Origin of the sequence: Halomonas aestuarii (assembly GCF_001886615.1) — a bacterium.
Lineage (GTDB): Bacteria > Pseudomonadota > Gammaproteobacteria > Pseudomonadales > Halomonadaceae > Halomonas > Halomonas aestuarii.
This window is the reverse complement of sequence record NZ_CP018139.1, coordinates 1,593,586-1,611,874: the sequence shown is the minus strand read 5'-3', so window position 1 is coordinate 1,611,874 and position 18,289 is coordinate 1,593,586. Positions and strand designations below refer to the sequence as shown.

Below are 18,289 nucleotides of genomic sequence, written 5' to 3'. Positions count from 1 at the left end.
GACACGGAGGCCACCCGATGCCTGCATTACCCGAGATGCCCCGACACCAGGCCCTGATCGGCGGTGAATGGGTCGCCACCCGCGAGTCCCTGGCGGTCGAGTCGCCTGCGCGGGGCAAGGTCATCACGCGCATCGCGCGGGGCCAGGCAGAGGAGATCGATGAGGCCGTCAAGGCGGCCGGCGATGCCTTTGCCGGTCGTCTGGGTAACTGGTCGGACTGGAACGCACGTCGTCGCAGCGAGTGGCTGCTGGCCTTCGCCGCCACCATCGAGGCCGATCACGAGCGCCTGGCCGCTCTGGAATGTGCCGATACCGGCAAGCCCATGACCCAGGCCCGTGGTGACATCACCGCCTGTGCCCGCTACTTCCGTTTCTATGGCGGGGCCGCCGACAAGCTGCATGGCGAGACGATTCCCTTCGAGAACGACTTCGCGGTGATGACCTGGCGCGAACCCTACGGGGTCTGCGCCCAGATCATTCCCTGGAACTATCCCGCCCAGATCTTCGGTCGCTGTGTCGCCGCGGCCCTGGCGGCGGGGAACACCGTGGTGCTCAAGCCGGCGGAGGAGGCCTGCCTCAGCGTGCTGCGCCTGGCCGAGCTGGCGACGCAGGCGGGCCTGCCAGAGGGAGTGCTCAATGTCGTGCCAGGCCTGGGCAGCGAGGCCGGTGCCGCGCTGTCCGCGCACTCGGCCATCGACCATCTTTCCTTCACCGGTTCCCCGGCAACCGGCACCCTGGTGGCCCAGGCCGCGGCCGTGCATCACGTGCCCGTCACCATGGAACTGGGGGGCAAGTCGCCACAGATCATCTTCACCGATGCCGATCTCGAGGCGGCGCTGGAAGCGGTGGTGCGGGGCATCATCCAGAATGCCGGCCAGACCTGCTCGGCCGGCAGTCGCCTGCTGGTCCAGCGTGAGGTCGCCGAGCCCCTGCTGGCGCGCCTCGCCGAGCGCTTCTCGTCGCTGCGCTGCGATGCTGGCGAGGCCGATGCCGACTGTGGCCCGCTGATCAATGCCCGACAGAAGGCCGGTCTCGAGGCGAGACTCGAGGCCGCCCGGGCCGATGGCGTCCGGGTGCTGGCCCGGGGGCAGCTGGCCGAAAGTGCGCCCGCCGGGGGCCACTTCGTGGTGCCGCAGATCCTGACCGAGATCCCTGCCGGTCACGAGGTGGTCAGGGAAGAGCTGTTCGGGCCGGTACTGGCGGTACAGTGCTTCGAGGACGAGGCGGAGGCCCTGGCCCTGGCCAATGCCACGGACTTCGGGCTATGCGCGGGCATCTGGACCCGGGACGGCGGGCGTCAGCTGCGACTCGCCAAGGGCATCCGCAGCGGCCAGGTGTTCGTCAACAACTACGGGGCTGCCGGCGGCATCGAGCTTCCCTTCGGTGGCGTGGGGCGCTCCGGCCACGGCCGCGAGAAAGGCTTCGAGGGTCTGCGTAGCTACACTCGGCTGAAGACCCTGGCCATCCGGCATGGGTGACGCCTCGGCAGCCGGCATCCAGTCGCACAAGGAGATCCCTATGACAGAGACAGTGCGTGTCGGGCTGGTCGGTGTCGGCCTGATGGGCCACGGCATCGCGCGCAACCTGCTTCAGTCCGGTCATCGGCTGTGCTTCCTCGACCACCCGGGCAACCAGCCGGTGGACGACCTGCTGGCCGCAGGTGCCACTGCGCGGACCTCGGGACGCGAGGTGGCAGAGGCCGCTGACGTCGTCATCCTCTGCGTGACCGGCTCCCCCCAGGTCGAGGCGGTCCTGTTCGAGGCCGGCGGAGTGCTGGAGGGGCTCGCGCCCGGCACGGTGGTGATCGACTGTTCCACCGCCCTGCCCAGTTCGACGGAGAAGGTCGCCCGGCGGGTCGACGAGGCGGGTGGGCGCTTCATGGACGCGGCCATGACCCGGACGCCGAAGGAGGCCGAGGCGGGACGACTCAACCTGATCGTCGGGGCCCCGGAGGCGCTCTATGCCGAGCTTCTCCCGCTGCTCGAGAGCTTTGCCGAGAACATCACCCATGCCGGTGAGGTGAGTGCGGGGCATACCCTCAAGCTGCTGCACAACTTCGTGTCGCTGGGATTCTCGGCGGTGCTGGCAGAGGCAGCGGCGGCATCACGCCGGGCGGGTATCGACGACGCGGCCTTCCTGGAGGTCGTGGGCCGTGGCGGTGGTGGCGGGGTGGTCTTCGAGCGCCTGCGTCCCTTCGTCGAATCCGCAGACCCGTCCGGGTTCCGCTTCAGTGTCGCCAATGCCACCAAGGACCTGGGCTACTATCGCGCCATGACCGACGAGCTGGGGGCCTCCCGCGACCTGGCCCAGGCGGTCGAAGGGCTCTATGCGGGCATCGTCGAGCAGGACCGGATGGTGCCGGAACTCATTGCGCTCCTTCAGGCGGCCCGGCCGTGATCGCGGCCCCTCATCGACGGGAGGCATGACGGCATGTCCCTATCCCACCGCCAGCAGGGCCTGTTGCTGACCGGCGGGGGCGCGCTGATCATGTCGCCGGATGCCCTCCTGATCAAGCTGGCGGCCCTGCCGGATGCCGAGATCCTGATGTGGCGGGGCCTTCTGTCGGCGCTGGGGTTCCTGTTGATCGCGCTGGCGCGCCACGGGCGCGGGACCCTCGAGGCCTATCGGCGGTGCGGGGGCACGGGCATCGCCGTGGCCCTGCTCTTCAGCCTCACGACCTGCGGCTTCGTGCTGGGCAACCAGTACACCAAGGCGGGCAATGTCCTGCTGATCCTGGCGGGGGCACCGCTGATCGCCGCACTCTTCTCCCGTGCCATCCTAGGCGAGCGCCTGCCACGGCGTACCTGGCTGGCGATCGTGCTGTGCATGCTGGGCATCGGGATGATCGTGCTCGACGATACCGGGGCCGGCTCCTGGGTGGGCAATGCCTTCGCCCTCATGGCGGCCACGACCCTGGCGCTCAACTTCACGCTCTGCCGCCGCCGTCCCGGCGTCGACATGAGCCCCATGCTGGTCTTCAACGGCCTGATCGTCGGCGGGAGTGCGGCCATGGTGCTGCTGCTGGGGAAGGGCGGGATCGCCATGCCGCCGATCGACCGCTGGCTGCTGGTGGCCTTGCTCTGCCTGTTCATCGTACCGGCCGGGGTGACGCTGCTGCAGCGCGGCCCGCTCTACCTGCCCGCCGCCGAGGTGGGCCTGCTGCTGCTCCTGGAGGTGGTATTCGGTACCCTCTGGGCCTGGGGACTGCTGGGTGAGACCCCGGCGCCGATCGCCCTGGTCGGGGGAGGGCTGGTCCTGGGTACCCTGGTGACCAAGGGGCTCTACGAGCGGCGGCTGGAACAGCGCCTGCGCCCGGCCACCGACACGTAGAAGGACCGGCCAACTATCCGGAGGTGGTGGCCAGGCTGCGGGATCGCCTGTGTCTGGCACTGGCGCGGGACGTGGCCCTTCCGCTGGAGCGGTGCGCCCTGCAGCCTGCAGGACGCACCGCGATCGTCGTTCTCACACGACCTCGGACGGCCGACCGAGGGTTATCGAGGGAGGGTCATCGAGGCCTGTCGCTCACAGCGAAAAGCCGCCATCGACGGCAATGGCCTGCCCCGTCACGTGCTCCGCACAGGCGAGATAGACGGCCAGCTGGCCCATGTCCTCAGGGGTCTGGGCCACCCCCTGTGGCAGCAGCGTCTTCTGGTGACGCTCCCATGATGCCTCCTCGCTCTCTCCCTCCTGGCGCCAGCGTCCCGACAGTCCCTCTTCGCCTCGCCACATCCCGGTGCCGACAATGCCCGGGCACAGCGCGTTCACGGTCACCCCTTCCGCCGCGACTTCCTTGGCCACGGCATTGGTGAAGCCGATGACGGCAAACTTCGATGCCGAGTAGTGGGACAGGTCCGGGAAGCCCACCTTGCCCGCGATCGAGGCGACGTTGATGATCCGGCCGAAGCGTCTCGGACGCATCACCCGCAGTTCAGCCTGGGTGCAAAGGAATACCCCCCTGGCGTTGACCGCCATGATCTGGTCCCAGTCCTCGGCCGAGAGCTCGGCGACCGACTTGATGCTGATGATGCCTGCATTGTTGACGGCGATATCGACGTGGCCGAAGGCGGCCGTCGCGTCATCGACCATCCGGGCGATCGAGCCGGTCTCTGCCACATCGACCTCCAGGGCCAGGCTTTGCCGGCCCAGTGCCTCGACCTTGCTGGCCGTTTCCCTGGCGATGTCGATATCCAGGTCCGCGACGGCCACGTCTGCCCCGGCCCGTGCCAGTGCCAGGGCGATGCCCTGACCGATGCCGCGACCACCGCCGGTGACCAGGGCCTTCTTGCCATTCAGTTGCATAGGGTCTGCTCCCATGAAGCGGAAAGGTGCCGGCAAGCCTGGCTTGCCGGCAGCGTCAAGGATGGATCACGACAGGTGGTGGACTTCCTGCAGGCCGTACACCGGGGTCGGGATGTCTTCCTGGCGCGCCTTGAGCTGCAGTGCCAGGTACTGCGAGTAGTGGCGAGACTGGTGCAGGTTGCCGCCGTGGAACCACAGTGCCTCCTGCTGGGTGGGCTTCCACATGTTGCGCAGTTCGCCCTCCCAGGGGCCCGGGTCCTTGGGGGTGTCGGAGCCCAGCCCCCAGCACTTGCCGACCTTGTCGGCCACCTCCTGGGAGATGATACGGGCCGCCCAGCCGTTCATGGAGCCGTAGCCGGTGGCGTAGACGATGAGGTCGGCAGGGAGCTCGGAGCCGTCGGTCAGCGTCACCGAGCGCGGATTGATCCGCTCGATGCTGACGCCGCTGCGCAGCTTGACCTCGCCGTTGGCCACCAGGTCGCTGGCACCCACGTCGATGTAGTAGCCGGACCCCCGCCGCAGGTACTTCAGGAACAGCCCGGAGTCGTCCGCGCCGAAGTCCAGCATGAAGCCGGCGTCCTCCAGCCGCTGGTAGAAGTCGGCATCCCGCTTGCGAATGGCGTCGAACGCCGGCTTCTGAATGTCAGGCAGCACCTTGTAGGGGATCGAGGCGAAGATCAGGTCGGCCTTGTCATGGGTGATGCCGTTCTGCACCGCCTCCTCGGAATAGAGCGGGCCGAGGACCTCCTCCATCAGCGAGTCGGACTTCACGATGTGGGTCGACGAGCGCTGTAGCATGGTCACGTCGGCGTCGTGCTCCCAGAGGGCCCCGCAGATGTCGTGGGCGGAGTTGTTGGCGCCCACGACGACGACCTTCTTGCCGCGGTAGGCGTCAGGCCCCGGGTGCTGGCTGGAGTGCTGCTGCTCGCCCTCGAAGGTCTCGGCGCCGGCAAAGTGCGGGACGTTCGGCACCCCGGACATGCCGGTGGCCAGCACCAGCTGCTTCGGCCGCAGCGTCACCCGCTCGCCGTTGCGGTTCACGGTCACCGTCCATTCTCCGGACGCCTCATCGTAGGTGGCGCCCTCGCACTCGGTGGAGCTCCAGTAGTTGAGCTCCATCACCTTGGTGTACATCTCCAGCCAGTCGCCGACCTTGTCCTTGGGGGCGAAGACCGGCCAGTTCTCGGGGAAGGGGATGTAGGGCATGTGGTCGTACCAGACCGGGTCGTGCAGGCACAGCGACTTGTAGCGGTTGCGCCAGGAGTCGCCCGCGCGCGGGTTCTTCTCGATCACGATGGTCGGCACGTCGAGCTGCTTCAGGCGGGCGGCCAGCCCGATGCCTCCCTGGCCGCCGCCGATGATCACGCAGTAGGGCTGGCGGGTGTAGCCGAGCTCTTCCTGCTCACGCTGATGCGCTTCCAGCCAGGTCTCGCGATGCTTGTTGGCGCCGTGCTCGGCCCCCTTGGGGCGATGCTTGCCACGCGGCTCCGGATGGTCCTTGAGCTCGCTCATGGTGGTCAGCAGCGTCCAGCATCTGCCGTCCTTCAGGCGCAGCAGGCCTCGTCCCCGGGCCACTCCCGTCTCGAAGGTGAACCAGGCCTCGGTCACCCCGTCGGCCTCGCTGGCCTCGCCCTCCAGCTGCCAGTTCGCGGGACGCGCCTCGGCGAGGGTGGCGTCGAGCATGGACCGGATCTCGTCCTTGCCCTCCAGCGTCTTCAGGTTCCAGGTGAAGGCGACCAGGTCCCGCCAGTAGCAGTCGTCGTCGAACAGCGTCATGACCTGCGGGATGTCGCGCTCCCTCAGGGCGGTCTCGAAGGCGTCCAGCCACTGGCTGACCTGTTGGGTTGGCGTGAGTGTTGTCATTGTCGGGTTCCGCTTTGTTGTTGGATGGCGTGCACCCTGTCCCCAGCAGTATCCGTGCCAGGATCGGGGCATGCGGGCTTTCTCCTGGGTAACGACCTGACAGGGCTGGCTTTTCGCGGTGCCGGGCCCCGGTGCCGAGGGGGGAGGCCGCCGTCGCCGAGCGGCGAGGGGCGTGCCACCTGTCATGCCCGATGGCAGCATGAGCGTTACACTCGTTACACCTGTAACGCCCACGACCAAGGGCGAAGACCCGGGCGATTGACTCTCGTTCGCGTCGGCATAGGCTTGAGTCTGGTCAAATGACAACAACAAGCGTCCCGCGGCGGTTCCCTCGACGATGCGGGGCCGGGAGGCAGCGACATGCGCCTGCGGACCGAACAACGCCAGCACATCGATACCCTGGTCCACCTCAGTGAAGGCCGTGACGTGGACCTGTCCGGGTGCCGTGAGGTGATTCAGCGCTCCTGGCGGCGCTGCGTGGACGAGTACCGGCTGGATCCCGGCAGGCCCCGATCCGTCCGCGTACTGACCCAGCAGGCGATGCTGGATCACCGGGAACCGGTGGACGAGCTCCTGCACGTGGCCAGGGCGGGGGTCGATCAGCTCTTTTCCCAGGTGGCCCGGCTGGGCTACGTGCTGCTGCTGACCGACCGGCGCGGCATCACCGTGGAATTCCGCGGCCAGCGGGAGCAGGACCGGGCGCTGCGCCAGGCGGGCCTCTATCTTGGGGCCGACTGGGACGAGCGCTACGCCGGCACCTGTGCCGTGGGCACCAGCATCCATGACGGTCAGGCCATCACCTGCCATCAGAGCGAGCACTTCGACGCGACCCACATCGGCCTGACCTGCACGGCGGCGCCGATCACCGATCCGCAGGGTGACGTGATGGCCGTCCTCGACATCTCGGCGCTGCAGTCCCCCCGCTCCCAGGAGAGTCAGAACTTCGCCCTCTCACTGGTGACCCTCTACGCGCGGATGATCGAGGATGCCTACTTCCTGCATCGCTACCGCGATTGCCTGGTCCTGCGCTATGACACGGCGCGCGAGTTCGTCCACGTCAATGGCCGGGGGCTGATCGCCATCGAGGAGGACGGTACGATCATCGCGGCCAATGGCCTCGGGCGGGCCCTGATCAAGGCGCATCTTCACCGCTGGCCGCCCTGGTCGCCGGGTCGGGTCCCCTCGATCACCGAGCTGATGGACGGCGACATCAGCGACTTCCTGGGCATCCACACGGCCAGCGATGACCAGATCCGGGCCTTTCGTGCCCGCGCGAGCGATACCACCTGCTTCGTCACCCTGATCGAGCCGCGGGTGCGAGGGGGCGCCTCTCGCGCCTTGCCGGCATCGTCGGCGCCGGAGCCGGTGCCGGCGCTGGACCGACTCGCCTCCGATGACCCGGCCATGCACCGGGTGCTCAAGCTGGCGCGGCGGCTGCGCCAGGAAGAGGTGAGCGTGCTGATCACCGGCGAGACCGGGACCGGCAAGGAAGTGCTGGCGCGGGCGCTCCACGACACCGGTGCGCGCGCCAGTGGCCCCTTCGTCGCGGTCAACTGCGCCGCCATTCCCGAGTCGCTGATCGAGAGCGAGCTCTTCGGCTATCTGCCCGGCGCCTTCACCGGTGGCCAACGCAAGGGCATGCGAGGGCTGATCCAGCAGGCCGATGGCGGCACACTGTTCCTGGACGAGATCGGCGACATGCCGCTGTCCCTGCAGACCCGGCTGTTACGGGTGCTCGCCGAGCGCGAGGTGATGCCGCTGGGCGCCGAGCAGCCGGTGAAGGTCGATATCCGGGTGATCACCGCCACCCACCGTGACCTCAGCCAGATGATCTGCGACGGCCATTTCCGGGAGGATCTCTACTACCGGCTCAACGGTGCCCAGCTGAGGCTGCCGGCATTGCGGGAACGGGCCGACCGGCATTACGTGATCCGCAGCGTCCATGAGGCCCTGGTGGCCGAGAGGGCGCACGCCGCTCGCCTGCGGGCCGATGCCATGAGCGCCCTGCTGGCCTACCACTGGCCGGGCAACATCCGGCAGCTGAAGAATGCGCTGAACTTCGCGCTGGCCACCGTCGAGGGTGACGAGATCACCGTCCATGACCTGCCCGAGGAGTGCCTGGTCGACGTGCCCCGGGGCCCCTCCCTCCTTGAGCAGGCGCCCTCTCGGGTCGAGGACGCCGACGGCCGGGCCCTGCATGACCTGCTGACGCAGGCGCGATGGAACATCAGCCTGGTGGCCCGGCGGCTCGGGGTATCGCGACCCACCGTCTACCGTCGCATGCATCGCCACGGCCTCGTGCCGCCCAATCACCGGCATTGAACGCCAGGCGTCGTCCTGCGCCCGACGTCAGCCGTGGCCGCTCCGGCCGATGCATGGCCGGTCACCCATCATCACGATGACGTGGTGGGCACGCCCGCCCGGAAACTGATCTGGGTCGCATGGGTCGCGATCCCCCCTTCACGCCCCGGTGGCTGGGCCGTTACGCTGCCCGTTACCCGTCATTGCGATCCTGAGGAGGCCCCGTGGCCATTTCCTGTTATGCCGATCTGCTGGACGAGGCTCGCGCCCAGCCCGATCCGCAGCGCCTGCTGTTCGTCTTCACCCGGGCCGAACTGCCCGACCATCCCAGCGAGGAGCAGCGTCGCCGCTTCGAGCAGGGCGAGGGGGGCGTGCTGACCCCGGCCCTCTGCGTCGACAAGGCGCCCGACGAGCTCGGCGACATGGCGGCGCTGGTGGCGGAGTCCCGGGAGACCGGCATCGACTGGGACATCGTCTTCGTGGCGGCCCTCGCCGGCCAGGACGCCGAGGCCCGGGCCGAGCAGCACCTCGAGCGCATGGTGGAGTCGCTGAAGATGGGCAACATCTCACAGTTCCTGGCCTTCGACCGGCAGGGCGAGGCGGTCAGCATCGGCTGAGGCGCGCCTCCACCATAGGGTTGAATTATCAGATCCATGACACCATTCAATTTACGCTATTGGGAGATGTGGGCTAACGTGTGTCCCGTATCGCCGCCAACCCATTAAACGAAAGTCGAAAGGAGCTTCATCGAATGTCCCTGCTGAACACCGAAGTCAAGCCGTTCAACGCCACTGCCTACCACAATGGCGAGTTCGTCGACGTGTCCGACGAGAACCTGAAGGGCCAGTGGAGCGTCTTCTTCTTCTATCCGGCCGACTTCACCTTCGTCTGCCCCACCGAGCTGGGTGACCTGGCAGACAACTACGAAGCGTTCAAGAAGCTGGGCGTCGAGATCTACAGCGTCTCCACCGACACTCACTTCACCCACAAGGCCTGGCACGACAGCTCCGAGACCATCAACAAGCTGCAGTACCCGATGGTCGCCGACCCGACCCACGCCATCTCGCGCAACTTCGAGGTGCTGATCGAGGACGCGGGCATCGCCGAGCGCGGCACCTTCGTGGTCGACCCGGACGGCAAGATCCAGATCATCGAGCTGAACGCCGGCAACATCGGCCGCAACGCCGAGGAGCTGCTGCGCAAGGTCAAGGCCGCCCAGTACGTGCGCGCCAACCCGAACGAAGTCTGCCCGGCCAAGTGGGAAGAAGGCGAAGAGACCCTCTCTCCCTCTCTGGACCTGGTCGGCAAGATCTAAGCGATCTGCCCCTGCCGGCGAGGCCGACCCTGGCCTCGCCTGTCCCCGCCCGGGTATCCCCTGCCCGGGCCCTGATTCCGGAAGCATGAGCGAACCGGGCTTTCCCCGCGGGAAGTCTCTGCTTCCTCATTCCTCCCACTCGACACCCGAACATGAAGGAATGCCGCTGTCATGTTGGACGACAATCTGAAAAGCCAGCTCAAAGCCTATCTGGAAAAGGTCACTCAGCCGTTCGAGATCGTCGCGTCCCTCGATGACGGCGACAAGTCCAGGGAACTGCACGGTCTGTTGACCGACATCGTCGGCCTGACCGACAAGATCACCCTGAAGCTCGACGGCCAGGATGCCCGCACGCCCTCCTTCGCTCTGAACCGGCCCGGCGAGGAGACCGGCGTGGTCTTCGCCGGCATCCCCATGGGTCACGAGTTCACCTCGCTGGTGCTGGCGCTGCTGCAGGTCGGCGGCCATCCGCCCAAGGCCTCCGACGAGGTGCTCGAGCAGATCAGGAGCCTCGAGGGCGAGATGCGCTTCGAGACCTACTTCTCGCTCTCCTGCCAGAACTGCCCGGACGTGGTCCAGGCGCTGAACCTGATGGCGATCTTCAACCCGAACGTTCACCACGTCGCCATCGACGGCGCGCTCTTCCAGGACGAGGTGAAGCAGCGCGAGATCATGTCGGTGCCCAGCGTCTACCTCAACGGCGAGCCCTTCGACCAGGGCCGCATGGGCCTGGAGCAGATACTCGCCAAGGTGGACACCGGCGCCGCCAGCCGCGAGGCCGCGAAGCTCAACGAGAAGGACGCCTTCGATACCCTGATGATCGGCGGCGGGCCCGCCGGCGCCGCGGCGGCCGTCTATGCCGCGCGCAAGGGCATCCGCACCGGCGTGGCCGCGGAGCGCTTCGGCGGCCAGGTCCTCGACACCATGGGGATCGAGAACCTCATCTCCGTGCCCCGCACCGAGGGGCCCAAGCTGGCCGCGGCCCTGGAGGAGCACGTCAAGGAGTACGAGGTCGATATCATGAACCTGCAGCGTGCGGTCAAGCTGGTGCCGGCCACCCGGCCCGGCGGCGAGCACGAGGTGCAGTTCGAGTCCGGCGCCAGCCTGCGCGCCAAGACCCTGGTGCTGGGCACCGGCGCCCGCTGGCGCGAGATGGGCGTGCCCGGCGAGGCCGAGTATCGCAACAAGGGCGTGGCCTACTGCCCCCACTGCGACGGCCCGCTCTTCAAGGGCAAGCGCGTGGCGGTGATCGGTGGCGGCAACTCCGGCGTCGAGGCGGCCATCGACCTGGCCGGCATCGTGGGCCACGTGACCCTGATCGAGTTCATGGACGAGTTGCGCGCCGATGCGGTGCTGCAGAAGAAGCTCCGGAGCCTGCCCAACGTCGACATCCTCCTCGGCGCCCGCACCACCGAGGTGAACGGCGACGGCAAGCGCGTCAACGGCCTGACCTTTGAAGAGCGTGCCACCGGCGAGCTTCACCAGGTCGACCTGGAAGGCGTCTTCGTGCAGATCGGCCTGGTGCCCAACACCGAGTGGCTGCAGGATTCGCCCATCGAGCTCTCCGAGCGTGGCGAGATCGTGGTCGACGCCCACGGCATGACCTCGGTCCCGGGCATCTTCGCCGCCGGCGACGTGACCACGGTGCCCTACAAGCAGATCGTCATCGCCATGGGCGAAGGGTCCAAGGCCGCTCTCGGCGCCTTCGATTACCTCATCCGCCAGTGATCCGCCGGCCCGGGCGCCGCTGACGTCCCTTGGCCTTCCCCTCCCTGCCCCCGTCGGTGAGCCCGGCGGGGGCAGGGTCGTTCATGGACAGATGCCAGAGACAGCGTCAGTCGTGCAGCCACAGGAAGGGCAGCAGCGTGATCGCGAGCACCGCGATGACCAGCAGGGCCAGCAGCAGCGTGCGGATCGGCTGGCGCCTCAGGCGTCGCCACAGGGTGGGGGCCTCGCCGCGCTCGACCAGGCTGGCATGCTCGCGACGCACCCGCTCGCCGAGCGTCTGCTGGTAGTCGTCGAGCAGCGCGCGGGCCCGCTCCTTCTCGTCGTCATCGCTCAGCCAGATGGCGGCCACGCCGAGCCCCCAGAAGCCGGCGCGGGTCTCGAAGGTCGCGATGCCGTGCTCGTCGAGCAGTCGACGAACGTCCTCGGCCTCCTCATCGGGCACGTTGCGCAGGTGAAACAGCAGTTCGGCCACGTCGTTCTCCTCGGTTCCTCTCCCCGGCCGGGGAGCCGGTCATGGTCGCGTGCCGACGCGGTCAGTCCGCGACCTGCCCGCAGAGGCGCTCCATGCGCGCGATCGCCTCGCCGGCCCCCTCCAGGCCGAAGATCATGAACCAAGGGTCGTCCTCGCCGCGCATGATGCGCAGGCGCAGCAGCTCGCCATTCCCCATCTCGTCGAGCAGCAGCGAAAGCTCGGGTACCGCGAAGCGGGCGTAGAAGCCGCTGTCGCCGCGCTCGGTGACGAAGGCGGCGCTGCCGTTGTGGATGGTCTCGTGATCGACGCGCAGGTCGGCGGGCACTCGGTTCACGGTGGCGCTCTCGGGCTGGTTCTCGCCGAGTTCCACCCGCAGCTCCAGCCACGGCAGGTCGCAGGCCCAGGCGCTGGCGTTGACGCTGAGGATGGCGTCACTGTAGCTGATCTGGTCGATGGCGCGGACGTGACGCTCCTCGCCCAGCGACAGCACCAGGGAGTGCCAGCCCCCGTGGGCCTGGACGTCGCCGGTGTTGTAGTCGGTGGCGGCGGCCGGCCCGCTCAGGAGCAGGCAGAGCGGCAGCAGCAGGGGAGGCAGAAGCCGGAAGAGGCGGGGCATGGCGGGACATTCCTCGGACCGTTGACGCGCCCGAGGCTAGCATGGCGGGAAGGGCGAGCCTATCCTTGGCGCCCCTCGAGCCTCATTCCTGGCCCGGCATCTCGTCCACTCCTTCGCCGCGGCCGTGCATGTCGCCCATGCTTTCGCCGATATGGTCTCCCAGCTCGCCGCGGCCCAGGCGGCCCAGCAGGTCGAGGTCAATCTCCGCGTAGGTGACGAGCTCACCGCCGTGCGCCTCGCGAAATGCCTCGGCGTCGGCCTGCTCGGCGAAGGAGGCCAGCGTATGGCCCATGGCGCCGCGCTGGTCATGGCCGACCACGTACCAGGCATCCATCGCGCGGATGTAGGCATCGTCGGCGGGCGCTGCCCAGTCCGTCTTGCCGATGTCATGGACGTAGGCGTGGCTGACCTGGGTCTCGTTCTCCGGCTGCATGAGGAAGGCGAAGAGGTCCATGGTCGAGCAGAACTTCAGCGCGTCACTTCGGCCTTCGAGAAAGGCCTGGCCCTTGGGGCCGGGGAAGCTCGAGATCGTCATGCCGCAGACGTGGCAGGCATCACCCTCGGTAATGGCCTGTGGCGCCGCCAGGGCGCCCTGTTCGGCATCGCCCTCGCAGCCGGCGAGGGGCAGCAGCAGGGCGGCGATGAGCGGGATCAGGAAATGGGGCATGGGGGAAAAGGCCTCGGATGACTAGACGGAGCGGTGACGAAAGCGCAGCAGTGCCAGGATCAGGGGCACGATGATCCAGCCCACCAGGATCAGCATCAGCCAGCCGGGTTGAAAGGCGTTGTCTTGGGCCAGCACGGTCAGGCCGGAGAAGGCCTGGGCGGCCTCGATGCCCGCCAGGTTGATCAGCCGGAAGCAGTCGGTGGGGTTCAACAGCAGCAGGTAGGGCAGCCAGTCGCCGCCGTGCCGGGCACCCACCAGCAGCGCCAGCAGCGCCAGGTCGAAGACCAGCACGAACAGGAACCAGACGATCAGGGCGAGCCCCGCAGCCCGGGCCTTTTCTGTGACCCAGACGCTGATCAGGTAGGCGAAGGCGATGAACACCCAGCCCAGCAGCACGCTGCTGGTGATCAGCAGGCCGATGCTGGCGGCGAGCTCGCCAATGGCGACATCGCTGGCGCCGAGGGCAATGGCGATGCCGGCGACGCCGAAGCCCAATGCGGTGGCGACGGCCAGGATCAGCCCGTGGCCGAGGAACTTGCCCAGCAGCAGCGCCGAGCGGCTCAAGGGGTAGGTGAGCAGCAATAGCAGGGTACCGGCCTCCTGCTCGCCGACGATGGCGTCATAGGCCAGCAGCAGGGCGATCAGCGGGATCAGGAACACCGCCAGGGTCGACAGGCTGACCACGGTGGTGGCCAGCGACGTGAAGCCCAGGCCGCCACTGGCGGCGGCACCGAAGTAGGCGATGCCCACCGCCATCATCGCCAGTACCAGGGCGATGGCCAGCACCCAGCGGTTGCGCATGCCGTCCCGGAACTCCTTGCGGGCGACGGTGAGGATGGCACTCATGACAGACCTCGCGGCGTGAAGGAGGAGGAAAAGTGCGCGTAGAGGTGCTCGAGGGTCGGCGGCAGCAGCTCGATGTCCTCGACCCCGGGGGTGGCCGTCAGCCGACGCAGCACCGCCATCTTGTCGGCGGGGTGAACGCTGAACTCCTGGGCGTGGCCGTTGAGTCGCCTCGGCGTACTCCCGGCCTCCGGGATCGCCAGCGGCGGCTCGCTCGCTGACCAGTGGCCCTTGGCGCGAATGGTCAGCGGCAGCTCGGCCTGGCGGCGCAGTTCGTCGAGGCTGCCCAGTGCCAGGCGGCGCCCGGCGCCGAGGATCAGCGCCCGGTCGATGTAAGGCTCGACCCCGGGGAGCACGTGGGACGACAGCAGCACCGTGCAGCCCCGGTCGCGCAGGACCCGGACCGTGGCGTAGAAGTCCCGGGTTGCCGCCGGGTCGAGGCCGGTGGTGGGTTCGTCGAGTAACAACAGTCGCGGCTCGCCGAGCAGCGCCTGGGCCAGTCCCAGGCGTTGGCGCATGCCCTTCGAGTAGGTCTTGACGCGTCGCCTCGCCGCCCCGCCGAGACCGACCTGCTCGAGGCGGTCGTCGATCCGGTGCCGGTCGACGCGCTTGAGTCGGGCGAAGTAGTCGAGCACCTCGCGGCCGCTCAGCTGCTCGTAGAAGCCGACGTTCTCGGGCAGGAAGCCCAGCCGCCGGCGCAGCCGGTCGGCCTCGCCACCGTGAGGCGCCACGCCGAACACCCGCACCTCACCCTCGCTCGGCGCGAGCAGCCCGAGGATCAGCTTCATGGTGGTGGTCTTGCCGGCGCCGTTATGGCCCAGCAGGGCCATTACCTCGCCTTCCTGCACCTCGAGATGGAGATTCTCGAGGCTGGTGACGTCGCCGTGCCGCTTGGTGACGCCGTTGAAGGTGATGATGTCATTCATGTGTCGGCCTCGTCGCGGGTGGGGTCGGTCATCAGCGGCGCGCTGTCCTTGACCCCCTCGGCGTCGAACACCGGGAACTGGCGCTGTACCCAGCGCAGCGCCAGTACTGCGGGGCTATGCATCAGCAGCCGTGCGGCGGGATAGCGCCACAGCAGGCGGTCCATGGCGTCGTTGGGTTCGTAGGCGGTGTCGCCGATGCCATCGGCGTCCAGGTCCCAGCCCAGGTAGTCGCTCCAGTAGTTGCCGCGGCCGTCTGCCGACCACTCCTGGGAGCGGGTGGCCACGTACTTGACCTGCTGGCGGTTGTCGACGAAGGCGTTGCCGAGCACGACGTTGTCCTCGGAGCCGGCGGTCAGGTGGATGCCGATATCGCTGGCCGCGAAGCGATTGTCGAGAAACTCGTTGAACTGGGAGTTGTAGACGAAGATGGCCTTGCCGTCGCCGCCGCTGATCCTGCCCTCGCCCCGGGCGTTCACCGGCTGGCGAATGCCCTCGATGCGGTTGCCTTCGAGCCTCGATCCGGTGATGTTGTTCATCAGGATGCCGTAGTTGTCGTCGTCGATGGAGCGGTTGCCGACCACCGTCAGGCGCTTGGACTGCATCAGCGCGTAGCCGGTGCGGGTGTCGTGTGTCAGGTTGTTCTCCAGGCGATTGTCGTAGGCATACATGTAATGGATGCCGTAGCGCAGATCGTACAGTTCGTTGCCGCTCAGGGTGCTCTGGCTGCTGTTGTCGATGTAGATGCCATCCCGAGTGCGGGCGATGTCGTTGCCCTCGACCCGCACGTCACGCACGTTGAACAGGTGAACGCCGTTGCCGCGATCCTGGGAACGCAATGCGTTATCGCCGCGAATGACATTGTCGATGACCCGGACGCCTCTGACCGCATCCAGCCAGATGCCGAAGCCCGGTCCTTCGATCCGGTTGTTGCGGATCATGCTGTCGGCGCCCTGGTCGGTGACGAAGATGCCGGCGTCGAGTTCGGTGAGGTTCTGGCCCCAGTTGATGATCTCTAGCCCTTCGAGCGCCACCCCGGGGGCGTTGATGGTCACCGCATGGCCCTGGCCCAGGCCGTCGATGATGGCCTGGCCATCGCCGCGAAGGTCCAGCGGATGATCGATAGTGATCGATCCTGGATAGCGTCCCGGGACGAGGATCAGGCGATCCCCGGCCTGGGTGCGGTCGATCTGGGCCTGCAGCGGCTCGTCGAGGCTCGCCCGAAAGTCGGTCGCCCAACTCGTGGGGGACAAGCCAGAAAGGAGGAGAGCCAAAAGAAGCGTGCGCATGGCGTTCCTGAACCAGTGAACGAAAGAAGGCCGGAATATGCTCCGGCCTAGTTTTCGAGCAACATGTGGGGAGAGTTACCTACCCTTATGAGGGTTCGACCAGCATCCGCCCCGTCATCTCCATATGCATGGCGTGGCAGAACCAGTTGCAGTAGTACCAGTGAACGCCGGGCTTGTCCGCGGTGAAGGTCACACTGGAGGTCTGCTGTGGGCTGATCTCCATGGACACGCCATGGTTGACCATGCAGAAGCCGTGGGTCAGGTCCTCGATCTGGTCCAGGTTGGTGATGGTCACGGTGACCTCGTCACCCTGCTTGACCCTGAATTCGGTGAGGTTGAACTGCGGTGCCACCGAGGTCATGTAGACCCGTACCTGGTTGCCGTCACGGATGACCTTGTTGTCGCTCATCAGGTCGATGCCGTCCGCCTCGGCCCGGGCCCGGGTGTCGGCGAAGAAGGGGTCGTTGCGATCCCACAGCTTGCGCGGATTGATCTGATCGGCGCGTAGCAGGATGCAGTCGTGGGGCTCGGCGTAGGTCGGGCCGTCGTGGACCAGCTTCATCTGTTCGCCGGAGATGTCGATCAGCTGATCGTTCTCGGGACGCAGCGGGCCCACCGGCAGGAAGCGATCCTTGGAGAACTTGGAAAGCACCACCAGCCACTTTCCGTCGGCGTCCCGGGATTCGGTCAGGCTGGCGTGGTTGTGGCCTGGCTGGTAGTGGACATCGATCTTCTGTCGCAGGTAGTTGACCTCCTCGCCGTTGTAGGCGCGGATGGCGTCCTCGATGTTCCACTTGGCCACCTGGCTGTCGATGAACAGGGTGGTGTAGGCGTTGCCGCGACCATCGAAGGTGGTATGCAGTGGTCCCAGCCCCAGCTCCGGCTCGCCAACCACGGCGTCGCGGGGCTCGATCTTGTCATCAAACAAGTCCGGTAGCTTGTCGATGGCGATGATCGAGCAGGTCGGCGAGAGCTTGCCGTTGGCGATGAAATACTTGCCGTCCGGCGAGGTATTCAGGCCATGGGGGTTCTTGGGCACCGGGATGTAGCGGGTCAGCTTGGAGCCGTGACGACCGTCCACCACCGGCACCTGGGATTCACCCAGGGTCTGGTAGTCGCCGGCGGCGACCGCTGCCTCGATCGCTTCCACGTCGAACACCACCGCCCAGTCGCGCTCCTCGCGCATGGTGCCGGCCAACTGGGTGGCCTTCTCCGAGTTGTAGCAGGTGGAGGCGACGAAGCGGCCAGTGTAGTCCGCGTCGGTGTTATCCAGGTTGCCGTCGACGATCACCTGCCAGGCCACGTCCATGCTCTCCGCATCGATGGCGCTGAACATGGTGTAGTGATTCGCGGTGTCCTCCATGTTCTGCCCATCGTTGGGATGGGGAATGAAGTACTCGGCGTTGGCGAACACGTACTTGGTCTTGGGCACCTTCTGCAGGCGCAGACCGTGGATGGCCTGAACGTTGGGAATGGTGGTGATCTTGTCCGTCTTCATGATGTCGAGACGGATACGCGCCACCCGGGTGTTGGCCTTGTCGTTGATGAACAGGTACTTGCCGTCGTAGCGGCCATCTGTCATGGAGATATGCGGGTGGTGGGCGTCGCCGTTGAGGAACTTCGCCGACTCCCCTAGCACCTGCCTGGATTCGTTGGTGATGCCCCAGCCGGTGGCGCTATCGATGTTGAACACCGGGATGCGCATCAGTTCGCGCATCGAGGGGACGCCGAGGATACGCACCTCGCCGGAATGGCCGCCGCTCCAGAAGCCATAGTATTCGTCGAGCTCTCCCGGCGCGATGGCGACCTCGCCGTTCTCGCTGGCTGCCCGGGCCTTCTGGCTCTGCAACAGTGCCGCCGCACTGCCGAAACCGCCGGCAAGCCCGGCGCCGGCCACCCCGGTCACCGCGCTGTTGCGCAGGAAGTGGCGGCGGCCGATGTCCTTCAGTTCCCGCTTCTTGTCGTCACTCATG

At 67.2% G+C, this 18,289-nt stretch carries 16 protein-coding genes; 7 read left to right on the top strand and 9 right to left on the bottom strand.

The window, feature by feature from the left end:
* Positions 1 to 17: 17 nt before the first annotated feature.
* Genes BOX17_RS07380 through BOX17_RS07370 form a run of 3 tightly spaced genes read left to right on the top strand, consistent with a single transcriptional unit; the run spans position 18 to position 3,330 of the window.
* Positions 18 to 1,478: an aldehyde dehydrogenase family protein gene (locus tag BOX17_RS07380; protein ID WP_086830717.1), complete on the top strand. Its 1,461-nt coding sequence runs from the start codon at positions 18 to 20 to the stop codon at positions 1,476 to 1,478.
* Positions 1,479 to 1,518: 40 nt separating this feature from the next.
* Entirely contained in the window at positions 1,519 to 2,397 is an 879-nt protein-coding gene (locus BOX17_RS07375; RefSeq protein WP_071943181.1) for an NAD(P)-dependent oxidoreductase, read from the top strand.
* A 33-nt stretch (positions 2,398 to 2,430) separates the two neighbouring features.
* Positions 2,431 to 3,330 carry a DMT family transporter gene (locus BOX17_RS07370; protein ID WP_071943179.1) on the top strand — a complete coding sequence of 300 codons (900 nt, stop codon included), beginning with the start codon at positions 2,431 to 2,433 and terminating at the stop codon, positions 3,328 to 3,330.
* A 192-nt stretch (positions 3,331 to 3,522) separates the two neighbouring features.
* On the opposite strand, the gene BOX17_RS07365 is transcribed toward BOX17_RS07370, so the two are convergent.
* Positions 3,523 to 4,299 carry an SDR family NAD(P)-dependent oxidoreductase gene (locus BOX17_RS07365; protein ID WP_083582106.1) on the bottom strand — a complete coding sequence of 259 codons (777 nt, stop codon included), beginning with the start codon at positions 4,297 to 4,299 and terminating at the stop codon, positions 3,523 to 3,525.
* 66 nt (positions 4,300 to 4,365) lie between these two features.
* A complete protein-coding gene (locus BOX17_RS07360; protein ID WP_071943174.1) occupies positions 4,366 to 6,162 on the bottom strand; it encodes an NAD(P)/FAD-dependent oxidoreductase in 1,797 nt (598 codons plus the stop codon).
* A 360-nt stretch (positions 6,163 to 6,522) separates the two neighbouring features.
* Between BOX17_RS07360 and BOX17_RS07355 the strand changes: the two genes are divergently transcribed.
* From BOX17_RS07355 to ahpF, 4 genes are all read left to right on the top strand, one after another.
* Positions 6,523 to 8,484 (top strand): sigma-54-dependent Fis family transcriptional regulator, encoded by a 1,962-nt coding sequence (locus BOX17_RS07355; protein WP_071943172.1) that lies wholly within the window; start codon positions 6,523 to 6,525, stop codon positions 8,482 to 8,484.
* Positions 8,485 to 8,687: 203 nt separating this feature from the next.
* Entirely contained in the window at positions 8,688 to 9,080 is a 393-nt protein-coding gene (locus tag BOX17_RS07350) for a ribonucleotide reductase subunit alpha (protein ID WP_071943170.1), read from the top strand.
* A 134-nt stretch (positions 9,081 to 9,214) separates the two neighbouring features.
* A complete protein-coding gene (gene ahpC / locus BOX17_RS07345) occupies positions 9,215 to 9,778 on the top strand; it encodes an alkyl hydroperoxide reductase subunit C (protein ID WP_071943168.1) in 564 nt (187 codons plus the stop codon).
* Positions 9,779 to 9,949: 171 nt separating this feature from the next.
* Positions 9,950 to 11,506: an alkyl hydroperoxide reductase subunit F gene (gene ahpF / locus BOX17_RS07340; RefSeq protein WP_071943166.1), complete on the top strand. Its 1,557-nt coding sequence runs from the start codon at positions 9,950 to 9,952 to the stop codon at positions 11,504 to 11,506.
* 106 nt (positions 11,507 to 11,612) lie between these two features.
* Here the strand turns inward: ahpF and BOX17_RS07335 are convergent, their stop codons facing one another.
* From BOX17_RS07335 to nosZ, 7 genes are all read right to left on the bottom strand, one after another.
* The gene (locus BOX17_RS07335) at positions 11,613 to 11,978 is read right to left on the bottom strand and encodes a DUF6164 family protein (protein WP_071943164.1); all 366 of its coding nucleotides are present in this window, start codon (positions 11,976 to 11,978) and stop codon (positions 11,613 to 11,615) included.
* A gap of 61 nt (positions 11,979 to 12,039) precedes the next feature.
* Positions 12,040 to 12,594: a hypothetical protein gene (locus BOX17_RS07330; protein WP_071943162.1), complete on the bottom strand. Its 555-nt coding sequence runs from the start codon at positions 12,592 to 12,594 to the stop codon at positions 12,040 to 12,042.
* A gap of 82 nt (positions 12,595 to 12,676) precedes the next feature.
* Positions 12,677 to 13,261 carry a nitrous oxide reductase accessory protein NosL gene (locus tag BOX17_RS07325; RefSeq protein WP_071943160.1) on the bottom strand — a complete coding sequence of 195 codons (585 nt, stop codon included), beginning with the start codon at positions 13,259 to 13,261 and terminating at the stop codon, positions 12,677 to 12,679.
* Positions 13,262 to 13,282: 21 nt separating this feature from the next.
* A complete protein-coding gene (locus BOX17_RS07320; RefSeq protein WP_071943158.1) occupies positions 13,283 to 14,107 on the bottom strand; it encodes an ABC transporter permease in 825 nt (274 codons plus the stop codon).
* Complete coding sequence (locus BOX17_RS07315; protein ID WP_071943156.1) at positions 14,104 to 15,030, bottom strand: ABC transporter ATP-binding protein; 927 nt, start codon at positions 15,028 to 15,030, stop codon at positions 14,104 to 14,106. The genes BOX17_RS07320 and BOX17_RS07315 overlap by 4 nt, the downstream gene beginning before the upstream one ends.
* Entirely contained in the window at positions 15,027 to 16,280 is a 1,254-nt protein-coding gene (locus BOX17_RS07310) for a nitrous oxide reductase family maturation protein NosD (protein ID WP_244272263.1), read from the bottom strand. The genes BOX17_RS07315 and BOX17_RS07310 overlap by 4 nt, the downstream gene beginning before the upstream one ends.
* Positions 16,281 to 16,401: 121 nt before the next feature.
* Positions 16,402 to 18,288 carry a TAT-dependent nitrous-oxide reductase gene (nosZ, locus tag BOX17_RS07305; RefSeq protein WP_071943152.1) on the bottom strand — a complete coding sequence of 629 codons (1,887 nt, stop codon included), beginning with the start codon at positions 18,286 to 18,288 and terminating at the stop codon, positions 16,402 to 16,404.
* Position 18,289 lies beyond the last annotated feature (1 nt).

Coding starts and splice junctions, on each gene's coding strand:
- BOX17_RS07380 (WP_086830717.1), top strand. CDS start 18: ATGCCTGCATTACCCGAGATGCCCCGACACCAGGCCCTGATCGGCGGT.
- BOX17_RS07375 (WP_071943181.1), top strand. CDS start 1,519: ATGACAGAGACAGTGCGTGTCGGGCTGGTCGGTGTCGGCCTGATGGGC.
- BOX17_RS07370 (WP_071943179.1), top strand. CDS start 2,431: ATGTCCCTATCCCACCGCCAGCAGGGCCTGTTGCTGACCGGCGGGGGC.
- BOX17_RS07365 (WP_083582106.1), bottom strand. CDS start 4,299: ATGCAACTGAATGGCAAGAAGGCCCTGGTCACCGGCGGTGGTCGCGGC.
- BOX17_RS07360 (WP_071943174.1), bottom strand. CDS start 6,162: ATGACAACACTCACGCCAACCCAACAGGTCAGCCAGTGGCTGGACGCC.
- BOX17_RS07355 (WP_071943172.1), top strand. CDS start 6,523: ATGCGCCTGCGGACCGAACAACGCCAGCACATCGATACCCTGGTCCAC.
- ahpC (WP_071943168.1), top strand. CDS start 9,215: ATGTCCCTGCTGAACACCGAAGTCAAGCCGTTCAACGCCACTGCCTAC.
- ahpF (WP_071943166.1), top strand. CDS start 9,950: ATGTTGGACGACAATCTGAAAAGCCAGCTCAAAGCCTATCTGGAAAAG.
- BOX17_RS07330 (WP_071943162.1), bottom strand. CDS start 12,594: ATGCCCCGCCTCTTCCGGCTTCTGCCTCCCCTGCTGCTGCCGCTCTGC.
- BOX17_RS07325 (WP_071943160.1), bottom strand. CDS start 13,261: ATGCCCCATTTCCTGATCCCGCTCATCGCCGCCCTGCTGCTGCCCCTC.
- BOX17_RS07320 (WP_071943158.1), bottom strand. CDS start 14,107: ATGAGTGCCATCCTCACCGTCGCCCGCAAGGAGTTCCGGGACGGCATG.
- BOX17_RS07315 (WP_071943156.1), bottom strand. CDS start 15,030: ATGAATGACATCATCACCTTCAACGGCGTCACCAAGCGGCACGGCGAC.
- nosZ (WP_071943152.1), bottom strand. CDS start 18,288: ATGAGTGACGACAAGAAGCGGGAACTGAAGGACATCGGCCGCCGCCAC.